Source organism: Streptosporangium sp. NPDC049078 (assembly GCF_040648855.1).
In the GTDB taxonomy this organism is placed as follows: Bacteria; Actinomycetota; Actinomycetes; order Streptosporangiales; family Streptosporangiaceae; genus Streptosporangium.
Map to the genome: position 1 here is coordinate 212874 of NZ_JBEZEL010000002.1, position 13579 is coordinate 226452.

A 13579-nucleotide genomic window follows, 5' to 3' on the forward strand; every position below is an offset into this window, starting at 1 on the left:
GAGGGGGTCAGCCGTTGGCCAGGCCGCTCGCCCAGGGGTAGCCCTTGAGGTAGGGGTCGGGCTTGATCGGTTCGCCGGAGTTCCAGACCTCCTTGATGAGGCCGTCGGGCTGGATCACTCCGATCCTCGCCGTCTTGTACATGTGCTGGTTCTCGCCGTCGATGGTGACCAGGCCCTCGGGGCGCTCCAGGGCGATGCCCCCGGCGGCCTTCTTGACGGCTTCGACCTCGACGGTTCCGGCCTTCTTGGCGGCCTCGGCCCAGAGGTAGACGGCGTTGTATCCGGCCTCCATCGGGTCGGAGGTCACCTTGTCGGCGCCGTACTTGGCCTTGAACGCGGCGACGAACTTCTCGTTCGCCGGGTTCTCCGTGGTCTGGTAGTAGTTCCAGGCGACGGGGTGGCCGGCGATGTTGTCGACGCCGATGCCCTTGACCTCCTCCTCGGCGACGCTCACCGACAGGACGGGCATCTTCTCGGCGGTGACCCCCGCGCTGTTGAGCTGCTTGAAGAAGGCGACGTTGCTGTCACCGTTGAGGGTGTTGAAGACCGCGTCCGGCTTGGCCTGGACGACCTTGTTGGTCAGCGTGCTGTACTCGGTGTGGCCGAGGGGGGTGTACTCCTCGCCGAGGATCTCCATCCCGTTCGCCGCCGCGTACGCCTTGATGATCTTGTTGGCGGTGCGGGGGAAGACGTAGTCGCTGCCGACCAGGAATATCTTCTTCTTGCCCTGTTCCTTGAGGTAGTCCAGGCCAGGGATGATCTGCTGGTTGGTGGTGGCGCCGGTGTAGAAGATGTAGGGCGAGCTCTCCAGGCCCTCGTACTGGACCGGGTACCACAGCAGGGCCTTGCTCCGCTCGAACACCGGCAGCATCGCCTTGCGACTGGCGGAGGTCCATCCACCGAAGGTGGTGGCGACCTTGTCCTGGCGGATGAGCTTGGTGGCCTTCTCCGCGAAGGTCGGCCAGTCGGACGCGCCGTCCTCCACGACGGGGATCAGCTTCTTGCCGAGTACGCCTCCGGCGGCGTTGATCTCCTCGATCGCGAGCAGCTCGGAGTCCCGCACGGTCACCTCGCTGATGGCCATGGTCCCGCTGAGCGAGTGCAGGATGCCGACCTTGATGCCGTCCTCACCGCCACCGGCACTGGCCGCGTTCTTGTCCGCAGGGGCTTCGCCTCCACATGCGGTCAGTGCCATGGCCAGCGCCACGGCGACGACTCCGGAGCGCCACACTGTGTTCCTCAATGACTTTCCTCCTTGCCGGTACGGCCCCCGCACCGAGCTATCTGCCGTCAAGGTGACTGAGTGAGGTTTCCCGACTAGTTCGCAGTTGTTAATTGCGCTTTACCGGGGGCTAACCGACGACATGAACAACGCCCTGACCTGCCGTTTTACATGCCTGAGCTGGTCGGACAGCTTTGAACACTGTCGTCACTGCTGATAATCGGCTCCCCCACCGGTATGCAAAAACGCGTCAAACGGGAGGTCCCCTCATGCCCGACGCCGACATCATCGCCTTCACCCCCCGCCCGCCCAGTGGCCGCCGTAAGAAGAAACGGCCCACAGTCAACACGCCGCCGGGCGCCGAACTCGACAGCCTCATCGACTCCTGGCTCCTGAACCTTCAGGCGGCCAACAAGGCGGACGAGACGATCCGCGCCTACCTGCGCAGCGCCCGCTACCTCATCGCATTCCTCACCGAGCAGGGGATGCCGACCGACGCCGAGCGCGTCGAGCCGGAGCACATCCGGGCGTTCCTGGTCGCCGAGCGGGAGCGCACCACCGCCTCGTCGGCCGCCTGCCATCACGCGAACCTGGGCGTCTTCTGGCAGTGGCTCGTCGAGGAGGAGGAGCGCTCAACCCCCTCCCCCGTGCTGGCCAAGGACAAGCCGAAGAAGCACTCCAAGCGCACGAAGTACCTGACCGACGCCCAGCTCCAGGCCGTCTATGACGCGTGCAAAGGGCCGGGGTTCGCTGAGCGCCGGGACCTGGCGCTGTTCCGGCTGTTCAACGACTGCGGGGTCAGGGTCAGTGGCGCCTCGGGGGCGCTCCTCGCCGACCTCGACCTGAAAGCCAAGACGCTGCTTATCCGGTTGAAGGGCGGCAACGAGCACCTCGCCCCGTTCGGCGATCGGACCGCGGCTGCTCTGGATCGGTACCTACGCGTCCGCCGCTCTCACCCGCTCGCCGACTCGCCATGGCTGTGGCTGGGACAGCGAGGGCGAGCCAGCGGCCATCTGACGCCGGAGGGGATTCGGGTGATGATGCGGCGCCGCGGGAAGCAGGCCGGGGTGGCGGATCTGCGACCGCACCGGTTCCGGGCCAGGTTCGCGCACGAGTTTCTGGCCGAGGGTGGGTCTGCGCGGGGGGCGATGTCGGTGGCCGGCTGGCGTAGCGAGGCGATGCTGCATCACTACAGCGAGGAGCTGGCGCAGCAGCGGGCGCGGGAGGAGCATGCGCGGTTGCGGCTCGGAGACCGGTTCTGAAGACGATGAATCCCCGCTGCGGGGCTGCGTTCACCTGGCGCAGTCCCGGCGGGGATCAGGGGTGGGGCCGCGCTCGCGCATCCACTCGCGAGCGGGGGCTGAGGGGAGGGGTTAGTTTCGGCGGTCCCGATCGCTGTCACCTCGGCCGTGGTGGTAGCCGAGGTGGTATTCGTCGGTGCGGAACCGGAAGAGGTAGGCCACCGTCAGGACGCCAGTGATGGTGAGGAGGAGTCGGTGAGCGACATCGAAACTCCCCATTTCGGACCATACATAATGTGCAATTCCGTACGCGATGTTAATTATCCATAAGGTGTAGATTCCGGGTTTGGCAAGGCGCATCATTGAGCCCCCCTGGGTTGCTATGGGCATGGCGTCTCGAACAGCCGTACTAGTGTCGTTCAACATTGCAGTATTGGTCCGGTCCAGACAACACCCAGGCGAGTATTTACGGCGCTTTTTTGGCGGAATAACTCACCGTACACAAAAGCGCGACAATAACGCTACGTAGCGTCACTGTCGCTGTTTGGATATGTGAGGGCTGTCGTCCTCGTCCCCCTCCCCCTCCCCCCGCGCCGCCCGCACATCCAGACGAGCCAGCTTCTCCAACTGCGCGACAGAACGCTCATAATCAGCCCGCACCCGCGCCACACGCTGCTCGTACCGCGCCCGCTCATCGTCACGGATCTGCGCCAGCTGCTGCCGCCGCCGCTCGGGGATCCGCGCCAGGATCTGCTCCAGGCGCTCCTCGAAGACAGACACGTCTTCCGGATCAGGCAGCACGCCTCCTGTTGCGGTCTCCTCCACGACGGCCGCAGCAGGGACCAGTCCGGCCAGCCGAGCGGCTTCCGACTGGGGGATGCCGAGCACGTCGGCGATCGCGTTGACGACGCGTGGCAACGCCCGATTCTTCTGCCATTCGAGGCGGTCATACGTCCGCCGGGCGATGCCGGCCCCCTTCGCCAGGTCTGTTTTGGACATCCCTGCCGCGTTGCGGGCGACCTCGGCCCTGACCCAAAACGGGTAGCCGGGAGGCCTGTTCTTATCAGTCATTTAGCACCCTCGCTCATGACTCACGTTGTAGCACGGTGCGCCATGACGGGCCAGCAAAGTGACGCAACTATTCCTAGTCAAAGGTGCTTCATCTTGCGTCATTCATGGCTCGCGTTGTAGCGTCATGAATCACGTTGCATCACTTTGTGACATGCGAGGCACCACATGGCGAAGAAGACACCGAAGTACCTGACCCTGCCCGAGACCTGCCGGCGCCTGAACCGGCATCGGTCGACCGTCACCCGGCTGATCAGCAGCGGGAAGCTGAAGGCGATCAAATCGAAGGCCTCCCCGCAGGGGCGCGTCCTCGTCGTTATCGAGTCGGTCGAGGCGTACCAGAAGCTTCAGGCCGACGAGCAGGTGGCCGGCTGATGGCGGCCGACCAGCGGACCGTGTCCGCGCAGCGCAGCATCGCCGCCAACCGCTCCTGGGCGATGACGCCGAACCGGTCCGAGCGGACCGCGGCCGCCCGCGCGGCGTCGCCGACGTCCTTGTCGTACTGGGAGGCGCGAATCCGTGCCGAGGGCGTCGTCCGGGAGCAGGACGTTGCGGCGGCCGCGGTGAACGCGCGGCGGGCGCACATGAAGCAGATCCGGGCTCGGGGCGTCGCGAAGAAGGCGTCCGAGAAGGTGGCCCGCGAGACGGAGCGGTTTCAGCGCGCTGTGTAGGTCCCGGGCTCCGGCCGTGTCACCGGCCGGGAGCCCGGGAGGCACCAACCCCTCACACCCATCGCAAAACAGAAGAGAGGTCAGGCCATGCCTGAACAGTACAAGATCAATGAGCGCGTCCGCGTGCTCATCGAGGGCGCCATCGTCTACGAGCGCGACGGCAACGACGCTCTCGCGGAGCTGACGATCGCCCTGGAGACGAGCACCGGGGACCTGTACGACGTCACCGTGCCGCTCGACCAGGTCACCATCGAGCGCCTCGTCCCCGCTGACGGGAAGCCGAAGCCGGGGGAGATCTGGCGCGACCGTCACGGGACGGACCGGTTCGCCACCAAGGACTCCCAGTACGCGGAGATCGTTCTTCAGGACGCGGCCGGGGCGGTGAGGCGCTGGCAGTACGTCAACCAGCACTACGGCCCGCTGACCCGCGTCTACCCGGCCCCGGCCCCTCTGGCCGTCGAGCAGCCCGAGGGTGGTGCGGTGTGATCTTCGGCGACCTCGCCCCCGGCACCCTCGCCCGCGTCCCGGACGCGCCCGACCCCCTCACCCCCAACCGCGCCCCCTCCCTGCCGCCCGCAGTCGAGATCCTCACCTCCCCCGTCCCCTGCAGTTCCTGCCGGGCGGTGCAGGTCCTCGCCCGCGAGGTCGACGGCGGTCGTCCGCACCTCTACCACCGGCTCCCGTCGAGGCCCGTTATCCACATCACCCCTCAGGAGGCCTGATGTTCAGCACGTCCACCATCTCCCGCATCACCGAGGAACTGCGCCTGTCGCAGGAGCGGGTGATCAGCTTGGAGCGGGAGATCGAGGAGGCGCGCGCCTCCTCCGCCGAGTGGTCCCGGCTGCTGTCCTACGCGGAGACCACGCCCGGCGAGGCCCCGGTCGAGTCCGGCGGCGAGCTGGTCGCCGAGCAGCCGCCCGCGCCGTGCTTCTGCGGGCTGCCCGGGGTGCCCGGAACGCTCCACGGGCCGAACGCCTGCGTCCCCGACACCCCGGCGCCGACGCCCACCCTGCCGTTCGGCTCCGTGTGGCGCGGCACCTTCGAGCCCTACACCCCGGCGGCCCCGGCCAGTGACGAGCAGCCGGGAGGGCAGCCCGGATGACCACCCCCGACCTCGACGGAACCTGCGGCGACTGCGCCACCGGCAAATGCCACGGCACCGAGCCCGACGACTGCGGCTGCGCCCGCCACGACGCGAGCGTCAACGCTCACCTCGACGCCTGCATGGAGTGCGGCGGAGACCACGGCGAGGCCATCCACTACGACGACCGCTGCTTCGGCTGCGGCGAGGTCCACGACGGCACCATCGCCTGCTCCGCCCAACCCCACTGACCTCCTCCTGGCCCGCTCTCTCTGAGCGGGCCTCTGGAAAAGACAAGATCGGAAGGCTCAACGATGACGAACTTCAACCTCCGCGCCGCCGCTCGCGCCATCCTGGCCCGCTTCCACGTCGCCAGGAAGCGGGGTGCGTCGTGATCGGGGCCGCCATCCTCTGCGCCAGCATCGCGCTCACCGGATCCGGCCTCGCCATCACCGCCGCGAACAGCCGCCGGTGGATCCACGCCACCACCGCCGCCGCATGCTCCGCCCTCGCAGCGTTCGCCGCCACCTGGTTCCTCCTCACCAGTGGAACCGTGACGGTGTGGCCCGTCGACCCCGGGGCGTGGCTCCTCCTCGGCGCCCTCTGGCTCGCCGCGGCCGCCGCGCTCGGCCTCATCTTCTGGGGCATCGGCCAGGAACGGAGGGCGACCCGGTGACGCCCGTCGAGGAGCTGCGCGCCGCCGCCGCCCGGGTGCGCGAGGCCGGGAAGGCGGCGACGGACGGCCCGTGGCGCTCCTACTCCGGCCGTCTCGACGCCGAGACGGGGCCCATCGCGGTGACCCTCAACGGCGCCCGTGACTCCGAGTGGATCGCTCTCGCCTCCCCGGTCCTGGCCGAGCCGCTCGCAGCCTGGCTGGAGTCGGCCGCTCGCGAGTACGTCACCGTGGACTGGACCGACTGCCCGACCGCCGCACGAGCCCTGGCTGTCGCCCGGGTCATCCCCCGCTCCTGGGCCCTCCACCTCACCCCCGGCACGAAACTGCTGAACGCGAACAACCGGCTGCACCACGCGCCCAAGGCTCGCATCACTGCGGCCCTCCGCGCCGCCGGAAAGAAGGCCGCCGAGGACGCCCGGGTGCCGGCCATGCTGCGCGCGCACATCTACGGCCTCTACAGCCCACCCGACCGCAGACGGCGCGACGTCGGCAACCTCTACCCGTCCTTCAAAGCCGTGATTGACGGCCTGGTGGACGCAGGGGTGCTGCCCGACGACGACGACACCCACCTCATCGGCCCCGACATGCGCCTCGGCGCCGTCATCCCCGACGGCCAACTCGCCCTGCTCATCGTCGAACTCGCCCCCCTTACGGAGGTGATCCCCTATGGGTAGGCACACCGTCGACATCCGCTGCCGGTGCTGCAAGAAGCCCGGCAAGCACATGGGGCGCGGCCTCATCATCAGCTGCTACACCCGCCACCAGCGCGCTGGCACCCTCCACCGGTTCCCCATTCCGAAGCCCGCCAGCCCTGGCTGGTCCCCGACCGGCCGCCTCGGCGAGAAGACCCTGGACCGGTACATCGCCCTCGACACCCGCGGTCTCTCCCCGGCGCGGATCCGCTTCGAGCTGGGTCTGTCGGCCCGGCAGGTTCAGCGGTACGCGAAAGCTGCGAAAGAGCGGCAGTTGGCGGCAGCCGAATCCATCACAGAAAGGCAATCAGCGTGACCGATCAGACCCCCGAGTCCGGGCAGGTGCGGCCGTTCGCCGCGGTCCTCCAGGACATCCGCAACGGCCAGATCTCGGACGCCGCGGCCGTCTCCATGCAGGAGCTCGTCGCGGCGGTGCGCGAGCACGGCAAGAAGGGCACCCTCACGCTGACCATCTGCGTGGAGCCGATGAAGAACAACCCCGACGCCCTCGCCGTCAGCGCCGAGGTCACCCTGAAGGCGCCGAAGGAGGCGCCCAAGGCCGCCATCTTCTTCGCCGACAACGACGGCAACCTGCTGCGCGACGACCCCCGTCAGCTCGCCCTGCCCGGCCTGCGCCGGGTCGAGACCCCCACCACCTCCAACACTCCGAAGGACCTCGCCCAGTGACCACCACCCGCACCGAAAACGACGCCCTCGGCGATCTGCTGGCCACCTCCGCCCTCAGCGAGACGCTGGAGCCCGGCAACTTCTACGCCTTCAAGCACAACGACCACGTCACCACCATCGACCTGCTCGACAAGCACCTCGAGCGGCCCCGCCGGAAGAAGGGCGTCGTCCGCGTCGAGGACATCGCGTCGTTCGCGCAGTACTACAAGAAGCACGCCGACCCCGACTCCGAGGTGTACGTCAACATTCAGGCCGGGATGGTCACGGCGGTGCTCGACGCGCACCAGGAGACCGACACCGACGAGACCCGCGACGACTCGGCCCGGTGGGGGGAGCACCGCCTCCTCCTCATCCTCGCCCACACCGACGCCTGGCAGCGGTGGACCGGCAAGAACCGCGAACTCATCCGGCAGGCCGAGTTCGCCGACTTCATCGACGACAACCGCGCCGACATCCGGCGCCCGAGCGCGGCGGAGATGCTGGAGCTCGTCCAGCACTTCCAGACGCAGAAGAAGGTCACCTTCAACTCGGCGATCGTCTTGTCCAACGGTGACCGGCGCCTCACCTTCGAGGAGGAGACGTCGGCGGGCTCCGGGGCCAAGGGGCAGATCGAGGTGCCGAGCGGCTTCCGACTGGGGGATGCCGAGCACGTCGGCGATCGCGTTGACGACGCGTGGCAACGCCCGGTTCCGGTACCGGATCCAGAACGGCGGCGCCCTCTACATGGGCTACATCCTCGACAACGCCGACGAGGTCATCAAGGACGCGGTGAAGACCGTCGTCGGCAAGCTGCAGGACGAGCTGAGCATCACCGTGATGCGAGGCACCCCGGCGTGACGAACGGCACCACGACCTCCGCCGGCCTTCACGGTGGCGGGGGTCTCCCCCACCCGGCTCCGCTCCCCCGTAGCGCGACGATCACGGTCACGCAGCGGTTCGGGGGCCGGGTCACCGTCGACACGTGGGACACCTGCCACGGGGTCGCCGACTTCATCACCCGCGTGCTCGGCGAGCCCGGAACGAAAGTAGAAGCCACCCATGAGTAACCGCCGCGACGAGTTGCCCGACCTCGAACGGGCCGTGTCCGACACCCTCGACGAGCTGAACCACCGCATGCACGGACTCACCTCGTCGAACGCCCACCCTCACGAGTTCCTGACGTTCCTCGCCGAGCGTCAGCACGTGGTCGTGCACGAGCAGCTCCTGACGGACATTGTGAACTACCTCGGTGACCGGTCCGCGGGGTGCGGTCACATCTGGGACGCCATTCAGCAGAGCCTCGCTGATGCCTCGGAGCGTAGGACGGAGCAGCTGTGAGGATCCTCGACTACTTCCGCACGAAGAGAACGCTGTGGCTCCGCGTCGCCATGCTCACTGACGAGCTGGAGGAGACCAGGGAGGAGTGCGCGGACCTGGCCGACGAACGCGACCTGCTCACCCAGCAGCTCGCCCAGGCCGAGCGGGAGCGCGACAACGCGTGGCGCACCCTCGCCGCCGAGAAGAAGAGGCCGGCCCCCGCCCCGATGCCGACGACCGACGCGGGCCTGCGCGCCGAATTGCGCCAGGAAAGGGAGCGGTCAGCCGCGTTGGAGGCGCGTCTCGACATGCTGCAGCGCGCCAACATGAGGCGCGACGTTCCGGTCTGACCTGCGACTACACCGTTTTCTCTGAGATTCCTTCATGCATCACGCTGCTTCATCTTGCTTCATGATGCGTCATGAGATAGCTTCTTTCTTGTCACCGCGACGCAGAATGAAGCAAGATGAAGCGCCCCCCGGATCTCAGGAGCCCCGAATGACGATCACCATCGCCGACGAGCAGGACCAGGCCGCGGCCGTCATCACCGCCACCCTCCTCACCAACCTCCGCGCCGATGTCCGCGACGAGATCATCCAGGGCCTCACCACCTCCGAGCGCCGCACCGCCTACGCCGCCGCCAACCGGATGCCCCGCCAGTGGCGCGAGAACGACGACACCGAGCAGCTGGGTGAGCTCCTGGTCGTTCCGTGCGACCACGGCGGCTGGCAGATCCAGCACGAAGCCGCCGAACTGGTCCTCGACGTCGAGGGCTGCTGGATCCCCTACGACGCCGCCGACGACGACGCCGTCACCTGGTCCCACAGGGGCCTCGCCGTCGCCGCCGCCACCGCCACCCTCTGACGCTGAGCCCGAGCCGCCCTCCCCTGCCATCAGGGGCCAGGGGAGCGCGGTTCCGCCCAACGCCAGAACCACCTTCTTCCCCAGTTCAGAGAGGACGACATGACCGACCTCAACGAGGCGCAGCGCGACGGCGTCGCCTGCACCACCTGCGGGCGCGACGACGCGCCCATGGCCCCGACCGGGCAGCTCCTCAACGGCGTGCAGCTGTTCCAGTGCGCCGCCGACTGCACCGTCGACCAGCTCGCCGAGAGCATCAAGCGCGTCGCCGCCTACGCCGCTGGTGGACCGTCGCGCAACGACCGAATCGTCAACGGCCGGGTGAAGCACCGGTACCCGACCAACCACATCTCCCGTCGCAGCGCCGGATTCGTCGACGGCGTCGAGACGTTCAACGACCTGCTGTACAGCGACCTCGTCACCATCCTGAACGCGGCCCGCACCGAGGTGTCCCCGATCGTCGAGAAGGCGCGTCAGGCCGACGAGGTCATTCAGAAGGTCATCTCGAAGAACTTCCGCGGTCCGCTCGACCAGGCCGATGCCCTCGCGCTGTTCAACCTGCACCTCGCGATCCGCAAGGACGGTGCCCGGTGAGTGGCCTGGAGTTCGCCGCCCGCTACACACACCAGTGGGCCGACGGCCGCACCGAGACCGTCACCCTCATCCACCACGAAACCCCGGGCGACCGGGAGTGGGCGCTCGAGCGGGTCGCCGAGATGGTGCGCGCCCAGGCATCGTTCGGCAGGTCGCCGGACGCGCACCTGCTCGTCCGGCGGGCCGCGACCGAATGGACGCCCGAGGAAACGTCGGTCGACGCGAACGTCGAAGGTCTCGGCCCGTGGGAGCCCTACCAGGACGCGATCCGCCAGGCCATCGCAACCAAGAAGTGCTGGTGCGAATACGTGGACATCGGCGTCGGCAGTCAGCGCGTCACCAACGACCCGGAGTGCCCGGTCCACAGCGAGGCGGGAGCGGCGGGTCACTATCTGGTCGCGCTCATCCCTGTCGCCAAGCGACACGCGCAGCGCGGCGACGCAGTCGAGGCGTGGATCAAGGCGAAGCGCGACGCGCACGTGAAGGAATCGGGCTACTGGTGGGCGCTCGACCGCCTGCTCGACGAGTACCGGCTGCACGCGGACTACGGCACCCCGCTCGACAAAGAGCTTTCGGAAACCGCGCTGTGACGGTCTCGCCGCGCGTCGCCGCCCTCCAGACCGAGCTCGACCAGCTGATCGAGGCGCACATCAACAGCGCGCCCAGGTCGTTGCAGACCCGCATCGGGCCCAGCGAGCTCGGCATCCCCTGCGACCTGCGCCACGGCTACAAGACCTCCGGCCACCCGCCCGTCAACACCGACCAGCCCCTGTCCTGGAAAGCGTGGATCGGCACGAACGTCCACACCGGTCTGCAGGAGCTGCTCGCCGCGGCGAACATGGCGCTCCCCGGCTGGTCGGAGAACGGGGAGGACCGCTACCTCCTCGAAGAGCGCGTCACCGTCGGCCAGGTCAACGGCGACGACATCTCCGGCAACTGCGACCTGTACCTCGACGGCGTCGTGTGGGACTGGAAGATCCCCGGCGGGTCCACGCTCCGCAAGTACAAGAAGGACGGGCCGGGCGAGCAGTACGAGGTGCAGGCGCACACGTACGGCCTCGGCTGGGAGCTGCGCGGCATGCCGGTCACCGACGTCGCCGTCTACTTCCTCCCCCGCGACCAGGAGTGGCGGCAGCGCTTCCTCTGGTCGGCGCCGTACGACCGGCAGCGCGCCCTCGACGCCCTGTCCCGGGTCGACGGGATCGCGAAGCTCACCGCGGCGCTCGGCCCGGCTGCGTTCCCGTTGCTTCGGCGCCGCGAGTCGTGGTGCCGGTCCTGCCCGTGGCTCAAGCCCGGGTCCACGAACCTCTCGGACGGCTGTCCGGGTGACCCCGACGTGCTCGAAGCAGCGTCGTCGGAACTGCAAGACCTCATCGCCCAGTAACAAACGATCAAAGGAATCAGCATGACTGCTCAGCTCGACGCCAACGCCTTCCTGATGGGCGGCGGCATCCCCTCGGCGAAGTTCGAGACGATCGGCGCGACCGTCGGCGGCCGGATCACCTGCCAGCCCGAGGTGACCCAGCAGACCGACCTCGACACCGGCGAGCCGAAGACCTGGTCCGACGGCAAGCCCATGATGCAGCTCGTCGTCACCGTCCAGACCGAGCTGCGCGACCCCGAGGTGCCCGACGACGACGGCCAGCGCAAGTTCTACGTCAAGGCCAAGCTGCTGGAGGCCGTTCGGCAGGCGGTGCGGGCGGCCGGGGCTGCGGGCCTGGAGGTTGGCGGCACGCTGACCGTTCAGTACGTCGCCGACGGCGAGGCGAAGAAGCGGGGCCATAACCCGCCGAAGATCTACGCCGCGACCTACCAGCGGCCGACGGCGGTGCAGGCGAACGCCTTCCTCCAGGGCGCCCCGGCCGCGCCTGCCGCTCCGGTGTATGCGCCCCCGGCTCCGGCGGCCGCGCCGGTCGCTCAGCCCGCCCCGGTGGCCGCGTGGACGGCGCCGCCCGGCATGGACCCCACCCAGGCCGCGGCCATCGCCCAGCTCACCCCCGACCAGCGGGCCGCGCTCGGCTTCGCCTAACCCCCTGACCGGCCGCCCGGTCCGCTGTGGGGAAGCAGCAGGCCGGGCGGCCACCCCCTCCCCCTCCCCTTTACAAAGAAAGGTTCACGCCCGTGAGCAGCTACGACGACGACTACGACGAGCCCAAGGTGTACATCGACGCCACGCTCAACCTCACCACCCCCGACCTCAACCTCGACACCAAGGTCAGCAGCAACTACAGCGGCACGAGCACCCTCGCGGAGCTGATCTGCCGCCAGGCGCTCGACAAGCTGGCCAAGGGCCCCGCGTGGGACGACCTGGCCAAGCGCGTCCGGGAGATCACCACCGAGGAGATCCGCGCCCACGTCACCGCGCTGATCAAGGACGCGATGACCGGCGACCTGCGCCGCACCAACACCTACGGAGAGCCGTACGGCGAGCCGACCACGCTGCGCACGCTGATCGCGGAGGAGGCCAAGACCGCACTCACCCGTCCCTCGGACCGCTCCTCCCGCACGACCGTGCTCCAGGAGTTGGTCCGCAATGAGGTCGTGGCCGCGATGCGCGCGGAACTGTCCACGGCGATCGCCGACGAGCGGGCGAAGGTCGTGGCCGCGGTGCGCACGCAGGCGGCCCAGCTCATCGCTGAGGCCGTGACTGCTGGCGTCGGCCAGAAGCCGTAGCCCTGCGGATCTCCCCTGAGACCAGCCCCCCGTGCGCGCCGATGGAAGCGGCCCAGCGCGGGGGGCTGCCCCAGCTTCACAGCCCCACCGGCAGACGCCCGGGTTCGAGTCCCGGGGCGGGCGCTCAGCACCACCAGCAGGGCACGACCAGCGGGAGGCACCATGAAGATCGCAGCCATAGAGACCCGCTACGCGGGATGCCGGTTCCGCTCCCGCCTCGAAGCGCGATGGGCCGTGTTCTTCGATCACCTCGGCATTGCCTGGGAGTACGAGCCCCAGGGGTTCATCGTCGACGGCACGCCGTACCTGCCGGACTTCTGGCTCCCCGAGACGAAGACCTGGGTGGAGGTGAAGGGCGACGAAGAGAGCTTCCAGGAGCATGCCGCGCTGTACGCCAAGGCCGCGGGATCCGGAGCCCTACCGGACACCACTGACGCCGAGTGCAGCACACGCGGGCTGCTGATCCTCGGCCCGATCCCCCGCGTCGAAGCGGAGCAGTATCCCGTGCATGTGCTCCTCCGGGACGCTGCCGACTACGGCACCCCCTGGAAGGGGCACCAGAAGTTTTGGAGTGAAATTCACGCGGAGGCGTGGCTGTTCGGCCATGGGTCGGAGCACGACCCGACTGGGCCCATGGTCTTCTGCACGGACTTGGCCTCTACCGACCTGGACAGGCCCCTGATGCTCCCGGAGCTCCCCTCCGGGCAGACCTACACCGGCGGCCACGTGCTCAAGAACTACGGGGAATGTCCTGTGCGTCCGGCCTACATCGCCGCCCGGTCGGCCCGCTTCGAGCACGGCGAGAGCGGCGCCTGAC

The 13579-nt window shown here is 68.6% G+C and carries 23 protein-coding genes; 21 read left to right on the forward strand and 2 right to left on the reverse strand.

What is annotated here, in order from left to right:
- Positions 1–7: 7 nt before the first annotated feature.
- A complete protein-coding gene (gene urtA, locus AB0B90_RS03820) occupies positions 8–1195 on the reverse strand; it encodes an urea ABC transporter substrate-binding protein (RefSeq protein ID WP_350944843.1) in 1188 nt (395 codons plus the stop codon).
- Positions 1196–1491: 296 nt separating this feature from the next.
- Between urtA and AB0B90_RS03825 the strand changes: the two genes are divergently transcribed.
- The gene (locus AB0B90_RS03825) at positions 1492–2484 is read left to right on the forward strand and encodes a tyrosine-type recombinase/integrase (RefSeq protein ID WP_362920631.1); all 993 of its coding nucleotides are present in this window, start codon (positions 1492–1494) and stop codon (positions 2482–2484) included.
- Positions 2485–2994: 510 nt separating this feature from the next.
- Here the strand turns inward: AB0B90_RS03825 and AB0B90_RS03830 are convergent.
- Positions 2995–3534 (reverse strand): helix-turn-helix transcriptional regulator, encoded by a 540-nt coding sequence (locus AB0B90_RS03830; protein ID WP_362920633.1) that lies wholly within the window; start codon positions 3532–3534, stop codon positions 2995–2997.
- Positions 3535–3699: 165 nt separating this feature from the next.
- Here AB0B90_RS03830 and AB0B90_RS03835 point away from each other — a divergent pair, with 165 nt between their 5' ends.
- From AB0B90_RS03835 to AB0B90_RS03930, 20 genes are all read left to right on the forward strand, one after another.
- Positions 3700–3906 carry a helix-turn-helix domain-containing protein gene (locus AB0B90_RS03835; RefSeq protein WP_362920635.1) on the forward strand — a complete coding sequence of 69 codons (207 nt, stop codon included), beginning with the start codon at positions 3700–3702 and terminating at the stop codon, positions 3904–3906.
- Positions 3906–4202 (forward strand): hypothetical protein, encoded by a 297-nt coding sequence (locus tag AB0B90_RS03840; protein ID WP_362920637.1) that lies wholly within the window; start codon positions 3906–3908, stop codon positions 4200–4202. The genes AB0B90_RS03835 and AB0B90_RS03840 overlap by 1 nt, the downstream gene beginning before the upstream one ends.
- 87 nt (positions 4203–4289) lie before the next feature.
- A complete protein-coding gene (locus AB0B90_RS03845) occupies positions 4290–4688 on the forward strand; it encodes a hypothetical protein (RefSeq protein ID WP_362920640.1) in 399 nt (132 codons plus the stop codon).
- Positions 4685–4924 carry a hypothetical protein gene (locus tag AB0B90_RS03850; RefSeq protein ID WP_362920642.1) on the forward strand — a complete coding sequence of 80 codons (240 nt, stop codon included), beginning with the start codon at positions 4685–4687 and terminating at the stop codon, positions 4922–4924. The genes AB0B90_RS03845 and AB0B90_RS03850 overlap by 4 nt, the downstream gene beginning before the upstream one ends.
- Complete coding sequence (locus AB0B90_RS03855) at positions 4924–5304, forward strand: hypothetical protein (RefSeq protein ID WP_362920644.1); 381 nt, start codon at positions 4924–4926, stop codon at positions 5302–5304. Before AB0B90_RS03850 ends, AB0B90_RS03855 begins: the two co-directional genes overlap by 1 nt.
- Positions 5301–5534: a hypothetical protein gene (locus tag AB0B90_RS03860; protein ID WP_362920646.1), complete on the forward strand. Its 234-nt coding sequence runs from the start codon at positions 5301–5303 to the stop codon at positions 5532–5534. Before AB0B90_RS03855 ends, AB0B90_RS03860 begins: the two co-directional genes overlap by 4 nt.
- A 140-nt stretch (positions 5535–5674) precedes the next feature.
- Entirely contained in the window at positions 5675–5959 is a 285-nt protein-coding gene (locus AB0B90_RS03865; RefSeq protein WP_362920648.1) for a hypothetical protein, read from the forward strand.
- Complete coding sequence (locus AB0B90_RS03870) at positions 5956–6633, forward strand: hypothetical protein (protein WP_362920650.1); 678 nt, start codon at positions 5956–5958, stop codon at positions 6631–6633. The genes AB0B90_RS03865 and AB0B90_RS03870 overlap by 4 nt, the downstream gene beginning before the upstream one ends.
- Positions 6626–6967, forward strand: coding sequence for a hypothetical protein (locus tag AB0B90_RS03875; protein WP_362920652.1), 342 nt, complete (start codon positions 6626–6628; stop codon positions 6965–6967). Before AB0B90_RS03870 ends, AB0B90_RS03875 begins: the two co-directional genes overlap by 8 nt.
- A complete protein-coding gene (locus AB0B90_RS03880; RefSeq protein ID WP_362920654.1) occupies positions 6964–7338 on the forward strand; it encodes a hypothetical protein in 375 nt (124 codons plus the stop codon). Before AB0B90_RS03875 ends, AB0B90_RS03880 begins: the two co-directional genes overlap by 4 nt.
- Entirely contained in the window at positions 7335–8384 is a 1050-nt protein-coding gene (locus AB0B90_RS03885) for a DUF2303 family protein (RefSeq protein WP_362920656.1), read from the forward strand. Before AB0B90_RS03880 ends, AB0B90_RS03885 begins: the two co-directional genes overlap by 4 nt.
- A complete protein-coding gene (locus AB0B90_RS03890) occupies positions 8377–8655 on the forward strand; it encodes a hypothetical protein (protein ID WP_362920658.1) in 279 nt (92 codons plus the stop codon). The genes AB0B90_RS03885 and AB0B90_RS03890 overlap by 8 nt, the downstream gene beginning before the upstream one ends.
- Complete coding sequence (locus AB0B90_RS03895) at positions 8652–8984, forward strand: hypothetical protein (protein ID WP_362920660.1); 333 nt, start codon at positions 8652–8654, stop codon at positions 8982–8984. Before AB0B90_RS03890 ends, AB0B90_RS03895 begins: the two co-directional genes overlap by 4 nt.
- 148 nt (positions 8985–9132) lie before the next feature.
- Positions 9133–9498 carry a hypothetical protein gene (locus AB0B90_RS03900; protein WP_362920662.1) on the forward strand — a complete coding sequence of 122 codons (366 nt, stop codon included), beginning with the start codon at positions 9133–9135 and terminating at the stop codon, positions 9496–9498.
- A gap of 99 nt (positions 9499–9597) precedes the next feature.
- A complete protein-coding gene (locus AB0B90_RS03905) occupies positions 9598–10089 on the forward strand; it encodes a hypothetical protein (protein WP_362920664.1) in 492 nt (163 codons plus the stop codon).
- Positions 10086–10679: a hypothetical protein gene (locus AB0B90_RS03910; protein ID WP_362920666.1), complete on the forward strand. Its 594-nt coding sequence runs from the start codon at positions 10086–10088 to the stop codon at positions 10677–10679. The genes AB0B90_RS03905 and AB0B90_RS03910 overlap by 4 nt, the downstream gene beginning before the upstream one ends.
- The gene (locus AB0B90_RS03915; protein WP_362920668.1) at positions 10676–11473 is read left to right on the forward strand and encodes a hypothetical protein; all 798 of its coding nucleotides are present in this window, start codon (positions 10676–10678) and stop codon (positions 11471–11473) included. The genes AB0B90_RS03910 and AB0B90_RS03915 overlap by 4 nt, the downstream gene beginning before the upstream one ends.
- A gap of 21 nt (positions 11474–11494) precedes the next feature.
- The gene (locus AB0B90_RS03920) at positions 11495–12118 is read left to right on the forward strand and encodes a hypothetical protein (protein WP_362920670.1); all 624 of its coding nucleotides are present in this window, start codon (positions 11495–11497) and stop codon (positions 12116–12118) included.
- 92 nt (positions 12119–12210) lie between these two features.
- On the forward strand, positions 12211–12762 hold the full coding sequence (locus AB0B90_RS03925) for a hypothetical protein (RefSeq protein ID WP_362920672.1): 552 nt from the start codon (positions 12211–12213) through the stop codon (positions 12760–12762).
- Positions 12763–12924: 162 nt separating this feature from the next.
- Complete coding sequence (locus AB0B90_RS03930) at positions 12925–13578, forward strand: hypothetical protein (protein ID WP_362920674.1); 654 nt, start codon at positions 12925–12927, stop codon at positions 13576–13578.
- The last annotated feature ends 1 nt before the right edge of the window (position 13579 follow it).